Below are 15,807 nucleotides of genomic sequence, written 5' to 3' on the forward strand. Positions count from 1 at the left end.
GCTATTATAGCCAACTGACTGTGAAAGTACGCCCCCTTTTTGGCGTTTCAGAATGCTCCTCAACGCTATTTGGCCGTGACAAACAGGGATACAATGCCCGCAGCAATCAGTGGCCCTACCGGAACGCCACGGAAAAACGCCACGCCGATTACTGTTCCTATCAGCAATCCGCCAATGACGGAAGGCTGTACACTCATAAAACTCACGCCGCGCCCGCCCAGCCAGGCCACGAAAATGCCTACCAAAATCGCGACAATCGACTGCCAGTTGGCAAAGGATTTCAGCAGGGATGACGCAGGCAGCGAACCACTGGCCAGCGGGGCCATTACGGCTACGGTAAGGATAATAATGCCCACTGTAATGCCCTGTTTTTCCACATAAGGAAAGAATTGCGACAGCGGTGTCATTTTGATGATCAGCAGGATCAGAATGGACAGGGTCACGGCGGTGTTGTGGACGAAGTAACTCAGTACAGCAAGGCAGATCAAGATCAGCGTGGAGGCGTAAGCAACCATAGTTTTTCCCTGAAAATGAATGAAGACAGTTATGACTGACTTTAAAGGGTTACATTAATCAACAATCGTCGGGGTTCGCGCAACTGCCAGTGGCTAAAGATTGCAACTGTAGAGTTTGATTGCGGACCAGCGCGGTGCTCTGGGTGGCCAGCGCAACGGGGCCGAGAGTGCCCTGCGTGTTGAGTTGGCTGCGGCTCACCGCTAACCAGGCTTCCCGGTAACGCAGCCAGGCGCGCTGGGCGATACGCAGTTTCTCTCTGGGTTCTCCGCTTAATTTTTTCATCAATGCACTGTACTGCGCGTTCATTTCCGCGTCCCATTGCTGGGTTGCCGTATCCTGACATTGCATCAAGGCCAGCGTGGTATCGGCTTGATTAAGGCATTGATTTAAAGTGACATCAATAGTGGACTGCTCAGCCACTGCGAGCTTACAACTCAAGAGTGCTATCAACATTACCCTTTTTTTCATCGATTTCCCCTTTGTTTCCTTAACAAAATACCTTCAATTCCATTAACAGGTTAGCGGCAAGCACCGGATTAATCATTCACAGGCGTTAAAGTTTGCGAATCCCGATGCCGATACTTTCTCCGTTTAAGGGTTGTCGAAATTATTTCGCCTTTTACTACTCATACGGAAACGATCAAGATGAAACAGTTATCACTACGCACGGGGTTGCTGGCGTTGCTGGCATTCATGACACTGCTGTTGTTGGCGGTGAGTGTGATGGGCATTGTGGCAATCAACAAGGGCAACCGCTCGCTGGATGTGATTAACCGCATTCAGGGGATTGAGTTAAACAGTCTGTATCGCAGTAACGCCGATTTAATGCGCGCGCGTGCCAGTGCTGCGCTTGCAGTACGCAAGATTGAGATTGGTTTACTGGATGAGGGCGCGCAGGTCACCAAAACGGCGCAGGCCGATGTCGAGTCCTCTCAGCGCAACTTAAAACGTTTTGTGGATGCCGGAACCGTGACGGCGGAAGGCAAAATCATGGCTGATGCCATTGCATCAAGCTATAAGGATTACCTTGATCAGGGCATCCTGCCGATGATGAAGGCGCTCGACAAACAGTATAACGATGAATATTACCAACTGCTGGAAGGTAAACTGGAGCCTTTATCCGCGAAGTACACCAAAGCGGTAGAGACCTTTGGCGCAAAAGCCGACGAAATTACCCAGGCACAGTTAGTTGAAGCTCAGCGCAATGAAATCATGATGAAAGTGCTGATCGCCGTGGCGGTGGGGCTCTCCGTGCTGCTGCTGGTACTGGCCTGGGTGCTGTTGCGCCGCATGTTACTGACGCCGTTGAACAAGGCGATTATTCACCTTGAGCAGGTGGCGGCGGGCGATCTGTCTCAACCGTTGCCGCTGGCGGGCAACAACGAACTGGGTCGTCTTAACAATGCGCTGGCGGGTATGCAGCAGGCTCTGCGTGACTCGGTGAATAAGGTGCGTGAGGCCGGGCTGAAAATCGACAGCGGCAGCCGCGAGCTGGCGGCGGGCAACGTTCACCTTTCTCAACGTACCGAAGAATCCGCCGCGTCGCTGGAGCAAACGGCGGCCAGTATGGAACAGTTGACCGCAACGGTTCGTCTGAACGCCAGTAACGCGCAGCAGGCTCACCAGTTGGCAAATGCCGTTTCTGACAGTGCCGATCGCGGGGCGGAAGTGGTGAACTACGTGATGGAAAAAATGCGTGAGATCACCGAGAGCGCCAATCGCATCGGCGATATTCTGAGCGTGATCGACGGCATTGCCTTCCAGACCAACATTCTGGCGTTAAACGCCGCCGTGGAAGCGGCACGTGCCGGTGAACAGGGGCGCGGTTTTGCCGTCGTCGCGAATGAGGTGCGCACCCTGGCGCAGCGCAGTGCCAGCGCGGCGAAAGAGATTCGCACGCTGATCAGCGATTCACAAACGCGGGTGAAAGAGGGCAGTGAAATGGCCACGCGTGCAGGCGAAACCATGGATGATATCGCTGGTGAAGTCATGCGCGTGACGGCACTGATGAAAGAGATTTCGATGGCTTCAGAAGAGCAAAGTCGGGGCATCGATCAGGTCAACCATGCGGTGACGCAGATGGATGAAGCGGCGCAGCAGAACGCTGCGCTGGTGGAGCAGGCCACCGCCGCCACGCATTCACTGGAGGCGCAGTCAGAGCAGTTGCAGGCTGCTATGGCGCTGTTCCGGCTTCAGCAGGCATAAGACAAAATAAGGGCGCGACACCCGCGCCCTTTATGTTTAGCCCTGACGACACTCCGGGAACTCTGCCAGGAAGCGCTCTACGTCATCCACCATGGCGGTGTTGCCACAGTAGAACGGGCAGCGCTGATGCAGCGTTACCGGGGGGATATCCAGAATACGGTTTTGCCCGTCGCTGGCTTTACCGCCCGCCTGCTCGGCCAGGAAGGCCATGGGGTTGCACTCATACAGCAGGCGCAGTTTACCCTTCGGATGGCTGGCCGTGCTGGGGTAAAGGTAGATGCCGCCTTTCAGCAGGTTACGATGGAAATCCGCCACCAGTGAACCGATGTAGCGTGAGGTGTAAGGACGGTGCGTTGCCACATCCTCTTCCTGACAGAATTTCAGGTATTTTTTCACGCCCTGCGGGAAACGAATGTAGTTACCTTCGTTAATGGAATAGGTGTAGCCCACTTCCGGATACGTCATCCGTTCGTGACTGAGGCAGAACACGCCCAGTGACGGATCGTAGGTAAACGCGTGCACACCACAACCGGTGGTGTAAACCATCATGGTAGACGAACCGTAAACCACATAACCGGCCGCGACCTGTTTATTGCCCGGCTGCATGAAGTCCGCTTCGACGACCGGTGTGCCGGGTTCACTGACGCGACGATAGATTGAGAAAATGGTGCCGACAGAGACGTTAACGTCGATGTTCGATGATCCATCCAGCGGATCCATCAAGACCACGTACTTGCCGTTTTCCTCGCCCTCAAAGATGACAAATTCGTCCTCTTCTTCAGAAGCGATACCGGCAACGATACCGCGCGCTTTCAGTGCGGCTTTGAGTTTTTCGTTGGCGAACAGATCCAGTTTCATCTGCTGTTCACCCTGAACATTCTCGACGCCGCTGGCCCCCAGGATATCCACTAAACCGGCTTTGTTAATATCGCGGTGGATAATTTTGGCACCCAGCTTAATTGCTGAGATAAGCGCCGTCAGTTCACCTGTAGCGTGCGGAAAGTCGTGTTGCTTCTCGACGATAAATTCGCCCAACGTTTTCATAACACATTCCCTGAATCATCGATGGAGTGGCAGCGGCATACTTCACTGCCGACGGATGCGTACGCAGTTTAGCCGATTGAACTTCAAAAACCATAGTCCTAATCCGTTTCTTCCGCTCGCAACCGAGGTTACACTGTGCGCCGAACTTTTGAGTTATGGACGTTTTTATGCGCATTCACATCCTCGGGATATGTGGCACGTTTATGGGCGGGCTGGCGATGCTGGCACGCTCCCTTGGCCATCAGGTGACAGGCTCAGATGCCAATGTTTATCCGCCGATGAGCACCCTGCTGGAACAGCAAGGTATTGAATTAACAGAGGGTTATGACGCCAGTCAGCTTGATCCTCAACCAGACCTGGTCATCATCGGCAATGCCATGACGCGCGGTAATCCCTGTGTGGAAGCGGTTCTGGAACGCAACATTCCCTACCTTTCAGGTCCCCAGTGGCTGCATGATTTCGTGCTGCGTGACCGGTGGGTGCTGGCCGTGGCCGGCACCCACGGTAAAACCACGACGGCAGGCATGGCAGCGTGGATTCTGGAGGCGTGTGGTCTGGAACCGGGCTTTATTATCGGCGGTGTACCCGGCAACTTCGATGTTTCAGCAAAATTAGGAAAAAGCCCATTCTTTGTGATTGAGGCTGACGAATATGACTGCGCGTTTTTCGATAAGCGCTCTAAATTCGTTCATTACTGCCCACGTACGCTGATTCTGAATAACCTGGAATTCGATCATGCGGATATTTTTGACGATCTGCGGGCGATCCAGAAACAGTTCCATCACCTGGTGCGCATCGTGCCGGGCCAGGGGAAGATCCTGCTGCCGGAGCACGATCATAACCTGAAGCAGGTAATGGCGATGGGCTGCTGGAGCGAGCAGGAACATGTCGGCGACGGCGGTCACTGGCAGGCGAAAAAACTGACGCCTGACGCCTCACACTGGGAAGTCTGGCTGGACGGCAACAAAGTGGGTGAAGTGAACTGGGCACTGGTCGGCGAACACAACATGCACAATGGTTTAATGGCCATTGCGGCAGCCCGTCATGTTGGCGTGAAACCCGAGGATGCCAGCCAGGCACTGGACAGCTTTATCAATGCCCGTCGTCGTCTGGAACTGCGCGGCGAGGTCAACGGCATCAAGATCTATGATGATTTTGCCCATCATCCGACCGCGATTCTTGCCACGCTGAGCGCGCTGCGCAGCAAAGTGGGCGGGACGGCGCGTATCCTGGCCGTGCTCGAACCGCGTTCAAACACCATGAAAATGGGCGTGAATAAAAATGAACTTGCCCCGTCACTGGCGCGTGCCGACGAAGTGTTTCTGTTCCAGCCGAGCCATATTCCCTGGCAGGTCGCGGATGTCGCAGAAGCCTGCATGCAGCCTGCGCACTGCAGCGCGGATATTGATGCGCTGGTAGAAACGATCGCCAAAACGGCGCAGCCGGGCGATTCCATCCTGGTAATGAGCAACGGGGGCTTTGGTGGGATTCATCAGAAGCTGCTGGATCGTCTGGCTCGTTAACCGGTAGCCGATCCTTTTCTCCCCGAACGAGGGGAGAGAAAACCCTGCGGCTGGGCACTGCTCAGCCGCACATCACCGCCAGGGTCAGACGGCTTCTGCTAATTCGCGCAGGTACTGAAAAATCTGACGGGCAGATTTTGGCGGTTTGTTACCCGCTTTTTCCTTCTGTGCATTACGAATCATGCTACGCAGTTGCTGACGATCGGCCTGAGGATAAAGGGCAAGCACGTCGGTCATCGCCTCATCGCCTTCTTCAATCAGGCGATCGCGCAGCATTTCCAGCTTGTGAAACAGCGCAACCTGCTGGTTATGGCGGTTTTTAAGCTTATCCAGTGCGGTACGAATCGGTTCAACGTCGATGCTGCGCAGCAGCTTACCAATTAACTGTAACTGACGGCGGCGGCCTTCTTTCTTAATACGCTGCGCCAGTTCAATCTCGGTACGCAAACGCTCATCCAGCGGAATTTTATCCAGCGAGTTTTTCCCCAGGTCGACCAGTTCGGCCCCCAGGCGTTTCAGCTCTTCAGCATCGCGTTTGATTTCGCTCTTACTAACCCAAATGATCTCTTCATCTTCTTCTTCGTGATTATCGGGCACATCATCGAGCCACTCTTCAGGCTGCTTAGTCATATCTGGCTCCAAAAAAAAGAGGCTAATCCTACCAGTTTATCGGGTGACTGCGAAATTGTTCTCTGACTCTGATAGACTCAAATTATTCAACCATAAGATTAGACGGCAGGTCGATGAACGTATCAACTCAAGTTGCAGAACAGCGAAAAGCACTGGAACAGGCAATTGCACAGGCGCTTGAACTGGCAAAAGCAAGTACGGATGGCGCGGAAGTCGCGGTGAGCAAGACCACCGGTATTGGTGTCAGTACCCGTTACGGCGAAGTGGAAAACGTCGAATTCAACAGTGATGGCGCGCTGGGCATCACTGTTTACCACCAAAACCGTAAAGGCAGTGCCTCATCGACCGATCTCAGCCCGGATGCCATTAAACGAACCGTGCAGGCGGCGATTGATATCGCACGCTATACCTCGCCGGATCCCTTTGCCGGCCCGGCGGATGCCGAACTGCTGGCTTATGACGCACCGGATCTGGATCTCTACCATCCGTGGGAGATCGATGCCGATTATGCTATCCAGCTGGCGGCACAGGCAGAGCAGGCGGCATTGCAGGCAGACAAACGCATCACCAATACTGAAGGCGGTAGTTTTAACAGCCATGTCGGTATCAAAGTCTTTGGTAACAGCCACGGCATGCTGCAAAGCTACTGTTCCAGCCGTCATTCGCTGTCCAGCTGCGTCATTGCTGAGCAGGACGGCAATATGGAGCGTGATTATGCGTACACCATTGGCCGCGCCATTGAGGACTTAAAGAGCGCGGACTGGGTTGGGGCTGAGTGCGCTCGCCGGACGCTGTCGCGCCTGGCACCGCGTAAGCTCGATACCATGAAAGCGCCGGTCATTTTTGCGCCGGAAGTCGCGACCGGCCTGTTCGGCCATCTGGTCGGCGCCATCAGCGGCAGCAGCGTCTATCGTAAATCCACATTCTTACTGGATGCGATGGGCAAACAGATTCTGCCTGAATGGCTGACCATTCAGGAGCAGCCGCATCTGTTAAAAGGCCTGGCCTCCACGCCGTTTGACAGCGAAGGCGTACGTACACAGGCCCGCGACATTATTAAAGATGGCGTGCTGCAAACCTGGCTGATGACCAGCTATTCTGCGCGCAAGCTGGGCCTGACCAGCACCGGTCACGCGGGCGGCATTCATAACTGGCGCATCGCCGGTCAGGGGCACAGCTTCAACGACATGCTGAAGCAGATGGGCACCGGGCTGGTCGTGACCGAACTGATGGGACAGGGCGTCAGCGCCATCACGGGCGATTATTCGCGTGGCGCAGCCGGTTTCTGGGTGGAGAATGGCGAGATTCAGTATCCGGTAAGTGAAATTACGATTGCAGGTAACTTAGGCGATATGTGGCGGAACATTGTTACCGTAGGCGATGACATTGAAACCCGCAGCAATATTCAGTGTGGTTCTGTTCTGTTACCCGAAATGTATATTGCCGGACAGTAAAATCTCTTTTAAGTTGTGTAGGCGATAGCAAGCGGAGGGCATCGACCCTCCGCTTTTTTATAAGCAGCGTTTTCACAATAAAAAGGAAGCTGAGCATGCGTAAAGCGTTTATGTCGTTGTTAGCTGTTGCCTTGTTATCTGTTAATGTCACCGCCGGTGCGGCTTCTCTTGAGCACGATATGAAAGAGATGGCGGGTATTTACAAGTCGCTGGATGGGGCGAAAAGCGCCGATCAGCTGCACAAAATGTTAGGTGATTTGCGCGCCAAAGCCGAAGATGCCAAAAAAGGCACCCCGGACAAACTGGAAGGCAAAGCACCGGACAGCCCGGAAATGAAAGACTTTCACAAAGGCATGGATGATTTGATTGCCCAGATTGATAAAGCCGATGCACTGGCTAAGCAGGGCAAGCTGGATGAAGCGAAAGCAGAAGCGCAAAAACTGGCTGCTATCCGTAACGAAAACCACAAGAAGTTCCGCTAAACCCACGCTAACCCCGGCACTGCCGGGGTTAATTATTCCGCCCCCTCATCGCCACCCGGCTTAGCCAGGATCACTTCAACCTGATGGGTTTTCAGCAGGTTTTGCAGCGCCGTACCCGGCAGTTTATCAGTGAACAGGGCTGTCGCCTGCGCCACGCTGCCCATCTCCACCGCGGCCGAGGCCTGGAATTTAGTATGATCGGCGGCGAGCAATATATGACGCGAATGCGCCATCATCGTTTGTGCAACGTTGGCCTCATTGACGTCAAATTCCAGCAGCGCACCGTCACTCTCAATGGCGCCCATGCTGGTGACGAGATAATCCGCCCGGAAACTGGCCACAAAGGCCGTGGTCACCGGACCAATAATGCCACCATTGTGTGGGCGCAACGTGCCGCCGGGCACCATGACTTCAAACTGGGGGCATTTATACAGAATATGTGCCACCCGCAGGCTGTTGGTGATAACCCGCAGATGCTTATGGTTCATCAGGGCGCGGGCCACATGCTCCACGGTGGTGCCAATCGTAATAAACACCGTAGAACCATCAGGAATGTAGTCAGCGATGGCGTCAGCGATAGATCGTTTTTCATCGGTTTGTGAGACTTCGCGCTGTTCAAAGGCGGTATTGACCACGCTGGATGCGCGGCCTGCGCCGCCATGATGACGGGTAATCAATCCCTGTTCGCTGAGTTTGCGAATGTCGCGGCGTACTGTTTGCGTCGACACATCCAGTAGCACCGCAAGTTCATCAATATTCATGTAGCCACGTTCGGCGATCAGGCTGAGTAAACGATCGTGGCGAGGATTACCGGTTACGTCCGTGAGGATCATGAGCTGCTCTCTGAAGACCACTTTGGCTGTCAGTTTAACCATTAACTGACATAAAAGAACAGGTTTGCTCATAATCGGGAATACCGGCCCGGCCACCCGGGCGCGTACATTTTAAGGCCGCGACAGCGCTGGCAAAGCGCACCGCTTCCGCCACGGCGGGCTTTTGGGCCAGCCTGAATGCCAGTGCGCCATGAAACACATCGCCGGCACCGGTCGTGTCGACCACCCTGACATGAAAAGCTGGCTGATGCTGTAATCTGCCCGCATCAAGCCAGAGGCAACCCTGAACGCCTTGTGTCACATAGACATGTCCCTTTGTGAGCATTTGTGCTTTTTTCAGCGCACTGGCGTCACTTTCCATACCGGTTAGGCGCTGCAAACCGGGTGCGGAAAACGCCGCGTGGTCGCTCAGCGTTACCAGTTCAGCAATGTTTTGTGGCGTCACATCGCCATCCAGAATAGTGGGAACGCCGGACCTGCGTGCCAGCGTAAAGGCGCATTTTGCGCCCTGATGCCAGCGGACATCCGCCAGCACGGCATCCCACTGAGAAAAATCGATTTCCGCTAGCCAGTCGGCCTCGTCGGGTAAATCCGGGCTGGGATAGTTGGCGATGATACGTTCGCCTTCAGCATCCACAAGAATGGCAGATTGCGAGGAGCGGGCAGCGTTAAAAATCTTTGTATAACGTGTATTTACGCCGTAACTGTTTAACTCGGACAGCAGCCTTTTCCCGGTGTCATCGTCCCCGACCCGGCCAATAAAATCTACCTGCGCACCCAACTTGGCAGCCGCGACGGCTGCCGTGGCCGCCGGGCCACCGCCGACTTCCCGATAGTTGCTGGCGACATATTTTCCGCCCTGATGCGGTAACGTTTCCAGGTACCAGATGCGATCCAGTACGGTGATCCCTACACAAGCTATGCGCGTCATCACTCTTCCTCAGACATTTTCTCGTGCTGTCATTTTAATTTCATCAAATGTTTTAAAAGTGACACCTGTCAATTTTTTGACCATAAATTACAAATATGATCCGAAAAAGACAGCAAAAATCATATATCGGACAAAATGTGACATTCATCGGGTTTGGGAGAGCGGTATGGCGGAAGTAGCGTTTATTGGACTGGGGCAAATGGGGGCGCCGATGGCGAGCAATCTGCTTAAGCAGGGCCATCAGCTCAGGGTGTTTGACGTCAATCCCGAGGCGGTTGCCAGGTTAGTGGAAAAAGGCGCACAGGCTGCCCGTTCTCCAGCCGAGGCCGCCGAAGGGGCTGAATTCGTTATCACCATGCTGCCCAATGGCGATTTGGTGCGCGCTGTCCTGTCAGGTGATCAGGGCGTCTGTACCACCCTGTCGCCTTCGGCACTGGTGATCGATATGTCGACGATCCATCCGCTACAGACCGACCAGATGATTAACGAGATGCGGGCGAGCGGCTTCAGCATGATGGACGTGCCGGTTGGGCGCACATCCGATCATGCTATCGCCGGCACGCTGTTGCTGCTGGCAGGCGGAACACTGCAACAGATTGAGCGGGCAAAACCGCTGCTGTTGGCCATGGGAAATGAGGTGGTGGTGGCTGGCGGACCGGGCATGGGGATTCGCGTCAAGCTGATTAATAACTACATGAGTATCGCCCTGAATGCGCTCTCTGCAGAGGCGGCGGTGCTGTGTGAAGGGCTGGGGCTGCCGCTGGAAGTTGCGCTACAGGTCATGAACGGCACGCCAGCAGGGAAGGGGCACTTCACCACGACCTGGCCAAATAAGGTGCTGAAAGGCGACCTGTCACCGGCCTTTATGATCGATCTGGCTCATAAAGACCTGGGCATCGCGCTGGATGTGGCTAACCAGCTGCATGTGCCCATGCCGCTCGGGGCCGCCTCACGTGAGGTTTACAGCCAGGCGCGCGCCGCCGGACGCGGACGTCAGGACTGGACCGCCCTTCTCGAACACGTGCGCGCCAGCGCAGGCCTCTCACCTTCGACAACCCCTTGTGACGCTTAATCAGAGGAAAGCACATGACTCATTACACCCTTAAAGACATCGCCCGGCCATCAGGTGGTTTCGCCATGCTGGCTGTGGATCAGCGTGAAGCGATGCGGCTGATGTTTGCCGCCGCGGGTGCGCCACAGCCGGTCAGCGATCGGGTTCTGACCGAATTCAAAGTGAATGCCGCCAGCGTGTTATCGCCTTATGCCTCCGCCATCCTGGTGGATCAGCAATTTTGCTTTCAGCAGATTGTGGAGCAGCGGGCTGTGTCGCCCGGTTGCGGCATCATTGTCGCGGCGGATGCGTTTATACCGGGCAACGGCATGCCGGTTGACAGTGTGGAGATTGATCACCGCGTCGATCCTCAGACCGTCAAGCGTGACGGGGCAAAGGCGCTCAAGCTGCTGGTGCTGTGGCGCAGCGATGAAGACGCACAGCAGCGGCTCGATATGGTGAATACCTTCACTGCGCGCTGTCATCGCCATGGTCTGCTCAGCATTATCGAACCCGTTGTCAGACCGCCGCGCCGGGGCGATCGCTTCGATCGCGAGCAGGCGATCCTCGCTGCAGCGAAGGAACTGGGTAACAGCGGAGCGGATCTTTATAAGGTGGAAATGCCGCTGTACGGCAAAGGTTCACAAGCCGACCTGCTGACGGCCGCGCAGAAACTTAACGATTTGATCATGATGCCGTGGGTCATCCTCTCCTCTGGCATTGACGAAAAATTATTCCCACGAGCCGTCAGAGTCGCCATGCAGGCGGGTGCCTCCGGATTCCTGGCGGGCCGCGCAGTCTGGTCTTCGGTTATTGGTTTACCCGATACCGACCTGATGCTGCGGGATATCTCTGTTCCCAGACTGCAACGGCTGGGCGAGATCGTAGATGAAATGATGGCGAAACGTTAATAGGGAGAAGCAGATGAAATGGTTTAACACCTTAAGCCACAATCGCTGGCTCGAACAGGAAACCGATCGGATTTTCAGTTTTGGCAAGCATGCGGCGGTGCCAACCGGATTTGGCTGGCTGGGTAATAACGGTCAGGTCAAACCCGATAAGGGAACGCACCTGTGGATCACCGCCCGCATGTTGCACGTCTATGCGGTGGCGGCCTCGATGGGGCGGCCCGGGGCTTATCAACTGGTTGAACATGGTATCAATGCATTAAACGGTGCCCTTCGCGATAAAAAATATGGCGGCTGGTACGCCTGCGTCAACGACGAAGGCGTTCTCGATGCCTCCAAGCAGGGCTACCAGCATTTTTTTGTATTGCTGGGCGCCGCCAGCGCCGTTACCACCGGTCATCCGGCGGCACGTCCATTGCTGGATGAGGCGATCAAGGTCATTGAACGTTACTTCTGGAGTGAAGACGAGCAGATGTGCCTGGAATCCTGGGACGAGGCATTCAGCAAGACCGAAGACTACCGGGGAGGGAACGCCAATATGCACGCCGTTGAAGCGTTCCTGATCGTGTATGACGTCACGCACGATAAGAAATGGCTGGATCGCGCGCTGCGCGTCACGTCCGTAATCATCCATGATGTCGCGCGTCAAAATAATTACCGCGTGAATGAACACTTTGACACGCACTGGACGCCACTGCGCGATTACAACAAAGACAACCCTGCCCACCGCTTCCGTGCTTATGGTGGCACGCCCGGCCACTGGATTGAGTGGGGGCGACTGATGCTGCATCTGCACGCCGCGTTTGAAGCGCGCTTTGAAACCCCACCGGCCTGGTTAGTGGAAGATGCCAAAGGGTTATTTCACGCCACCCTGCGTGATGCCTGGGCGCCCGATGGCGCAGACGGTTTCGTTTATACCGTGGACTGGGACGGCAAGCCCGTGGTGCGCGAGCGGGTACGCTGGCCTATCGTCGAAGCGATGGGAACCGCCTATGCGCTGTATACCGTCACCGGTGAGGCGCAATACGAAGCCTGGTATCAGAAGTGGTGGGACTACTGCATGACCTACCTGATGGACTTCGAAAACGGTTCCTGGTGGCAGGAACTGGATTGCGAAAACAAGGTGACGACCAAAGTCTGGGACGGCAAACAGGATATCTACCACCTGCTGCATTGCCTGGTCATCCCACGCCTTCCGCTGGCACCGGGCCTGGCTCCCGCTGTCGCCGCCGGATTACTGGACTGTAACGCAAAATAATTCCAAAACAGACGGGAGTACCAGCTATGCACAGCAGCGGAAAAACCCTTGTACTGCGTGCCGGAGACTATCAGGCCACCCTTGTCACCGTGGGCGCGGGTCTGGCTGAACTGACATACGCAGGTCAGCATCTGGTGCTCCCCCATCCCCCTGAAACCCTGCCGCTGGCGCACATGGGGAAAGTCCTGATTCCCTGGCCCAATCGCGTCGCGAAGGGCACCTGGTACCATAACGGTAAATGGCTTCATTTACCGATCAATGATCACGAAGGGGGAACCGCCATTCACGGTTTGCTGGCGTGGCGTGACTGGCAGATTACGGAACATACCGACAGCACAGCGAGGCTGACAATCTTTTTACCGCCCAGCTACGGGTATCCGTTTGCCCTGGTTTCAACGGTGACGTACCGGCTGGATGCCATGCAGGGCCTGCTGGTGACGCTCGACAGTCAAAATACAGGACGTGAACCTGCTCCTTATGGCGCAGGTGCGCACCCGTATCTGACCTGCAACAGAACGCCGCTGGACGAGTGCCTGCTCACGTTGCCTGCCGCGATAGCGCAAGGCGATTTCCTTTCCCCACGTCTGCTCGGCGCAACGCAAATTGATGACAGCCTTCGCACAGGCACGGACGGCCAGCAGTGGGAAGTGCGCCTGACCAGCCGGAAGCCGTCCCTTTCTGTTTACTTACGTAGCGATCAGCCCTGGCTGCAAATTTACACCGGCGAAAAACTGGGCCGCACCGGGCTGGCAACCGAGCCCATGAGTTGCCCGCCTGATGCGTTTAACTCCGGCGTTGATCTGGTCTGGCTCGCACCGCAGGCGACGCATCGGCTGGCCTTCACCCTTGGCTGCGATCGCCCCGGATAAAGATCACCTTACCGCCTTACCCTACAACTAAGAGGCCAGTATGCACTTACAACATCTTGAAACGGCAGGGGTAAAACTCACTGCCACTGATAACGGCTTTTCACTGGTTTATCACGGCCGCGTTATTCTGAGCCACAGCCCGGAAGCGCCCTGTCTGTGGATGGGGCACGGTCGGGCCGACATTAAAATGTTTCGTGGCAACTTCAGTATCAAAGATCGGCTGAATGAAAAGCTGGCCCTGACTGAGGCCACCATGACGTCGCAGGCCGACTGTTGGCACATTCGTTTCTCGCGCGGCAACGTCATCAGCGCCACGCTGACGGTTGGGCTGGATGCCGGCGGGCGTTTACTGCTCACGCTAAATAATGACGCCGACAGTCATAACCGCATCTGGCTACGGCTGGCAGCGCAGCAGGCGGATCACATCTACGGCTGCGGCGAACAGTTTTCCTGTTTTGACCTGCGCGGGAAACCGTTCCCGCTCTGGACCAGTGAGCAGGGCGTCGGACGGAATAAAAACAGTTATGTTACCTGGCAGGCGGACTGTGCGGAGAATGCCGGCGGCGATTATTACTGGACGTTTTTCCCTCAGCCCACCTTCGTCAGCAGCCAGAAGTATTACTGCCATGTGGACAACAGCGGCTACATGAATTTTGACTTCAGCGCACCCGATTATCACGAACTGGCGTTCTGGGAAAACCGCGCGACGTTACGCTTTGAATGCGCCGACAGCTATATTGCGCTGCTGGAAAAACTGAGCGCCTTGCTGGGCCGCCAGCCTGAATTGCCTGACTGGGTTTACGATGGCGTGATTCTGGGCATTCAGGGCGGCACCGACGTGTGTCAGCAGAAGTTAGACAAGATGCGTCAGGCGGGCGTGAAGGTTAACGGTATCTGGGCTCAGGACTGGTCCGGTATTCGCATGACGTCGTTTGGCAAACGTGTCATGTGGAACTGGCAGTGGGACAGCGAACTCTATCCGCAACTGGATACACGCATTCAGCAATGGAAAGCCGAAGGCGTCCAGTTTCTCTCTTATATCAATCCTTATGTCGCCAGCGATCGCCCTCTGTGCGACGAGGCCGCCCGGCACGGCTATCTCACCAAAACGGCTTCCGGTCAGGACTACCACGTTGAATTTGGTGAGTTCTATGCGGGCGTTGTCGATCTGACTCATCCTGATGCTTATAACTGGTTCAAAGAGGTTATCAAACAAAATCTGATCGGCCTGGGCTGTGGCGGCTGGATGGCGGATTTTGGCGAATATCTCCCAACCGATACGGTTCTGCATAACGGTGTCCACGCCGAGATTATGCATAATGCCTGGCCTGCGCTGTGGGCAAAATGTAACTACGACGCGCTGGCAGAAACCGGCAAGCTCGGCGAAACGCTCTATTTTATGCGCGCGGGTTATACCGGCAGTCAGAAATACGCCGTGATGATGTGGGCCGGGGATCAAAACGTTGACTGGAGTCTGGACGATGGCCTCGCGTCGGTAGTGCCTGCCGCCTTGTCGCTGGCAATGAGTGGGCACGGTTTGCATCACAGTGACATTGGTGGCTATACCACGCTCTACGGTATGAAACGGAGCAAAGAACTGCTGCTGCGTTGGTGTGATTTCAACACCTTTACGCCCATGATGCGTACCCATGAAGGTAACCGTCCCGGCGATAACTGGCAGTTTGACAGCGATGACGAAACCATGGCGCATTTTGCCCGTATGTCGACGATCTTTACTTCCTTAAAGCCTTACATCAGGCAGGCGGTGGCGCAGAATGCCCGCAGTGGTCTGCCTGTTATGCGGCCGCTTTTCCTGCACTATGAAGCGGATGCCCGCACCTACTCGCTGAAATACCAGTACCTGTTTGGTCGTGATTTGCTGGTCGCGCCGGTGTATGAAGAGGGCCGCCACGACTGGACGCTCTATCTGCCGGAGGATCGCTGGATAAACCTCTGGACCGGTGAAGCGGCCAGCGGTGGCGAGATCACGGTGGCCGCACCGCTTGGCCAGCCGCCCGTCTTTTACCGGGCTGAAAGTGAATGGCAGGCGTTATTCGCCTCGTTACGGCTGATCGACAGTGCCGGTTCGACGCGATAAAGGAG

At 55.5% G+C, this 15,807-nt stretch carries 15 protein-coding genes; 9 read left to right on the forward strand and 6 right to left on the reverse strand.

Annotated features, from left to right (window positions below; genetic code table 11):
• Positions 1-65: 65 nt before the first annotated feature.
• Together GC090_RS02665 and GC090_RS02670 are read right to left on the reverse strand one after the other, a co-directional pair.
• On the reverse strand, positions 66-515 hold the full coding sequence (locus GC090_RS02665) for a DUF441 domain-containing protein (protein WP_039341815.1): 450 nt from the start codon (positions 513-515) through the stop codon (positions 66-68).
• 58 nt (positions 516-573) lie between these two features.
• Positions 574-984: a lysozyme inhibitor LprI family protein gene (locus GC090_RS02670; RefSeq protein WP_058708628.1), complete on the reverse strand. Its 411-nt coding sequence runs from the start codon at positions 982-984 to the stop codon at positions 574-576.
• Between the two features lie 177 nt (positions 985-1,161).
• Here GC090_RS02670 and GC090_RS02675 point away from each other — a divergent pair, with 177 nt between their 5' ends.
• On the forward strand, positions 1,162-2,721 hold the full coding sequence (locus GC090_RS02675; RefSeq protein ID WP_054633026.1) for a methyl-accepting chemotaxis protein: 1,560 nt from the start codon (positions 1,162-1,164) through the stop codon (positions 2,719-2,721).
• A gap of 36 nt (positions 2,722-2,757) precedes the next feature.
• On the opposite strand, the gene fbp is transcribed toward GC090_RS02675, so the two are convergent.
• The gene (fbp, locus tag GC090_RS02680) at positions 2,758-3,765 is read right to left on the reverse strand and encodes a class 1 fructose-bisphosphatase (RefSeq protein ID WP_006118345.1); all 1,008 of its coding nucleotides are present in this window, start codon (positions 3,763-3,765) and stop codon (positions 2,758-2,760) included.
• 167 nt (positions 3,766-3,932) lie between these two features.
• Between fbp and mpl the strand changes: the two genes are divergently transcribed.
• Positions 3,933-5,288 carry a UDP-N-acetylmuramate:L-alanyl-gamma-D-glutamyl-meso-diaminopimelate ligase gene (mpl, locus tag GC090_RS02685; RefSeq protein WP_033740016.1) on the forward strand — a complete coding sequence of 452 codons (1,356 nt, stop codon included), beginning with the start codon at positions 3,933-3,935 and terminating at the stop codon, positions 5,286-5,288.
• Between the two features lie 84 nt (positions 5,289-5,372).
• Here mpl and yjgA read toward each other — a convergent pair whose 3' ends face one another.
• Positions 5,373-5,918, reverse strand: coding sequence for a ribosome biogenesis factor YjgA (gene yjgA, locus GC090_RS02690; RefSeq protein WP_033740015.1), 546 nt, complete (start codon positions 5,916-5,918; stop codon positions 5,373-5,375).
• 113 nt (positions 5,919-6,031) lie between these two features.
• On the opposite strand from yjgA, the gene pmbA reads away from it, so the two are divergent.
• Together pmbA and cybC are read left to right on the forward strand one after the other, a co-directional pair.
• The gene (pmbA, locus tag GC090_RS02695) at positions 6,032-7,372 is read left to right on the forward strand and encodes a metalloprotease PmbA (protein ID WP_006118343.1); all 1,341 of its coding nucleotides are present in this window, start codon (positions 6,032-6,034) and stop codon (positions 7,370-7,372) included.
• 95 nt (positions 7,373-7,467) lie between these two features.
• A complete protein-coding gene (gene cybC / locus GC090_RS02700) occupies positions 7,468-7,854 on the forward strand; it encodes a cytochrome b562 (protein WP_006118342.1) in 387 nt (128 codons plus the stop codon).
• Between the two features lie 32 nt (positions 7,855-7,886).
• Here cybC and GC090_RS02705 read toward each other — a convergent pair whose 3' ends face one another.
• Both GC090_RS02705 and GC090_RS02710 read right to left on the reverse strand, forming a co-directional pair.
• Complete coding sequence (locus GC090_RS02705) at positions 7,887-8,687, reverse strand: DeoR/GlpR family DNA-binding transcription regulator (protein ID WP_133745666.1); 801 nt, start codon at positions 8,685-8,687, stop codon at positions 7,887-7,889.
• Between the two features lie 34 nt (positions 8,688-8,721).
• A complete protein-coding gene (locus GC090_RS02710; protein WP_006118340.1) occupies positions 8,722-9,618 on the reverse strand; it encodes a sugar kinase in 897 nt (298 codons plus the stop codon).
• Between the two features lie 166 nt (positions 9,619-9,784).
• On the opposite strand from GC090_RS02710, the gene yihU reads away from it, so the two are divergent.
• Genes yihU through GC090_RS02735 form a run of 5 tightly spaced genes read left to right on the forward strand, consistent with a single transcriptional unit; the run spans position 9,785 to position 15,802 of the window.
• Positions 9,785-10,690 (forward strand): sulfolactaldehyde 3-reductase, encoded by a 906-nt coding sequence (gene yihU, locus GC090_RS02715; protein ID WP_039342326.1) that lies wholly within the window; start codon positions 9,785-9,787, stop codon positions 10,688-10,690.
• 14 nt (positions 10,691-10,704) lie between these two features.
• The gene (locus tag GC090_RS02720) at positions 10,705-11,580 is read left to right on the forward strand and encodes an aldolase (RefSeq protein ID WP_324020814.1); all 876 of its coding nucleotides are present in this window, start codon (positions 10,705-10,707) and stop codon (positions 11,578-11,580) included.
• A 13-nt stretch (positions 11,581-11,593) separates the two neighbouring features.
• Positions 11,594-12,835, forward strand: coding sequence for a sulfoquinovose isomerase (gene yihS, locus GC090_RS02725; protein WP_054633031.1), 1,242 nt, complete (start codon positions 11,594-11,596; stop codon positions 12,833-12,835).
• 26 nt (positions 12,836-12,861) lie between these two features.
• On the forward strand, positions 12,862-13,704 hold the full coding sequence (locus GC090_RS02730; RefSeq protein WP_263757491.1) for an aldose-1-epimerase: 843 nt from the start codon (positions 12,862-12,864) through the stop codon (positions 13,702-13,704).
• 40 nt (positions 13,705-13,744) lie between these two features.
• Positions 13,745-15,802 carry an alpha-glucosidase gene (locus tag GC090_RS02735; protein ID WP_058702676.1) on the forward strand — a complete coding sequence of 686 codons (2,058 nt, stop codon included), beginning with the start codon at positions 13,745-13,747 and terminating at the stop codon, positions 15,800-15,802.
• Positions 15,803-15,807 lie beyond the last annotated feature (5 nt).

It is taken from the genome of Pantoea sp. JZ29, from assembly GCF_035190385.1.
In the GTDB taxonomy this organism is placed as follows: domain Bacteria; phylum Pseudomonadota; class Gammaproteobacteria; order Enterobacterales; family Enterobacteriaceae; genus Pantoea; species Pantoea stewartii.

Excerpts from the sequence above, each read along its gene's own strand:
- GC090_RS02665 (WP_039341815.1), bottom strand. The coding sequence starts at position 515 with ATGGTTGCTTACGCCTCCACGCTGATCTTGATCTGCCTTGCTGTACTG.
- GC090_RS02670 (WP_058708628.1), bottom strand. The coding sequence starts at position 984 with ATGAAAAAAAGGGTAATGTTGATAGCACTCTTGAGTTGTAAGCTCGCA.
- GC090_RS02675 (WP_054633026.1), top strand. The coding sequence starts at position 1,162 with ATGAAACAGTTATCACTACGCACGGGGTTGCTGGCGTTGCTGGCATTC.
- fbp (WP_006118345.1), bottom strand. The coding sequence starts at position 3,765 with ATGAAAACGTTGGGCGAATTTATCGTCGAGAAGCAACACGACTTTCCG.
- mpl (WP_033740016.1), top strand. The coding sequence starts at position 3,933 with ATGCGCATTCACATCCTCGGGATATGTGGCACGTTTATGGGCGGGCTG.
- yjgA (WP_033740015.1), bottom strand. The coding sequence starts at position 5,918 with ATGACTAAGCAGCCTGAAGAGTGGCTCGATGATGTGCCCGATAATCAC.
- pmbA (WP_006118343.1), top strand. The coding sequence starts at position 6,032 with ATGAACGTATCAACTCAAGTTGCAGAACAGCGAAAAGCACTGGAACAG.
- cybC (WP_006118342.1), top strand. The coding sequence starts at position 7,468 with ATGCGTAAAGCGTTTATGTCGTTGTTAGCTGTTGCCTTGTTATCTGTT.
- GC090_RS02705 (WP_133745666.1), bottom strand. The coding sequence starts at position 8,687 with ATGATCCTCACGGACGTAACCGGTAATCCTCGCCACGATCGTTTACTC.
- GC090_RS02710 (WP_006118340.1), bottom strand. The coding sequence starts at position 9,618 with ATGACGCGCATAGCTTGTGTAGGGATCACCGTACTGGATCGCATCTGG.
- yihU (WP_039342326.1), top strand. The coding sequence starts at position 9,785 with ATGGCGGAAGTAGCGTTTATTGGACTGGGGCAAATGGGGGCGCCGATG.
- GC090_RS02720 (WP_324020814.1), top strand. The coding sequence starts at position 10,705 with ATGACTCATTACACCCTTAAAGACATCGCCCGGCCATCAGGTGGTTTC.
- yihS (WP_054633031.1), top strand. The coding sequence starts at position 11,594 with ATGAAATGGTTTAACACCTTAAGCCACAATCGCTGGCTCGAACAGGAA.
- GC090_RS02730 (WP_263757491.1), top strand. The coding sequence starts at position 12,862 with ATGCACAGCAGCGGAAAAACCCTTGTACTGCGTGCCGGAGACTATCAG.
- GC090_RS02735 (WP_058702676.1), top strand. The coding sequence starts at position 13,745 with ATGCACTTACAACATCTTGAAACGGCAGGGGTAAAACTCACTGCCACT.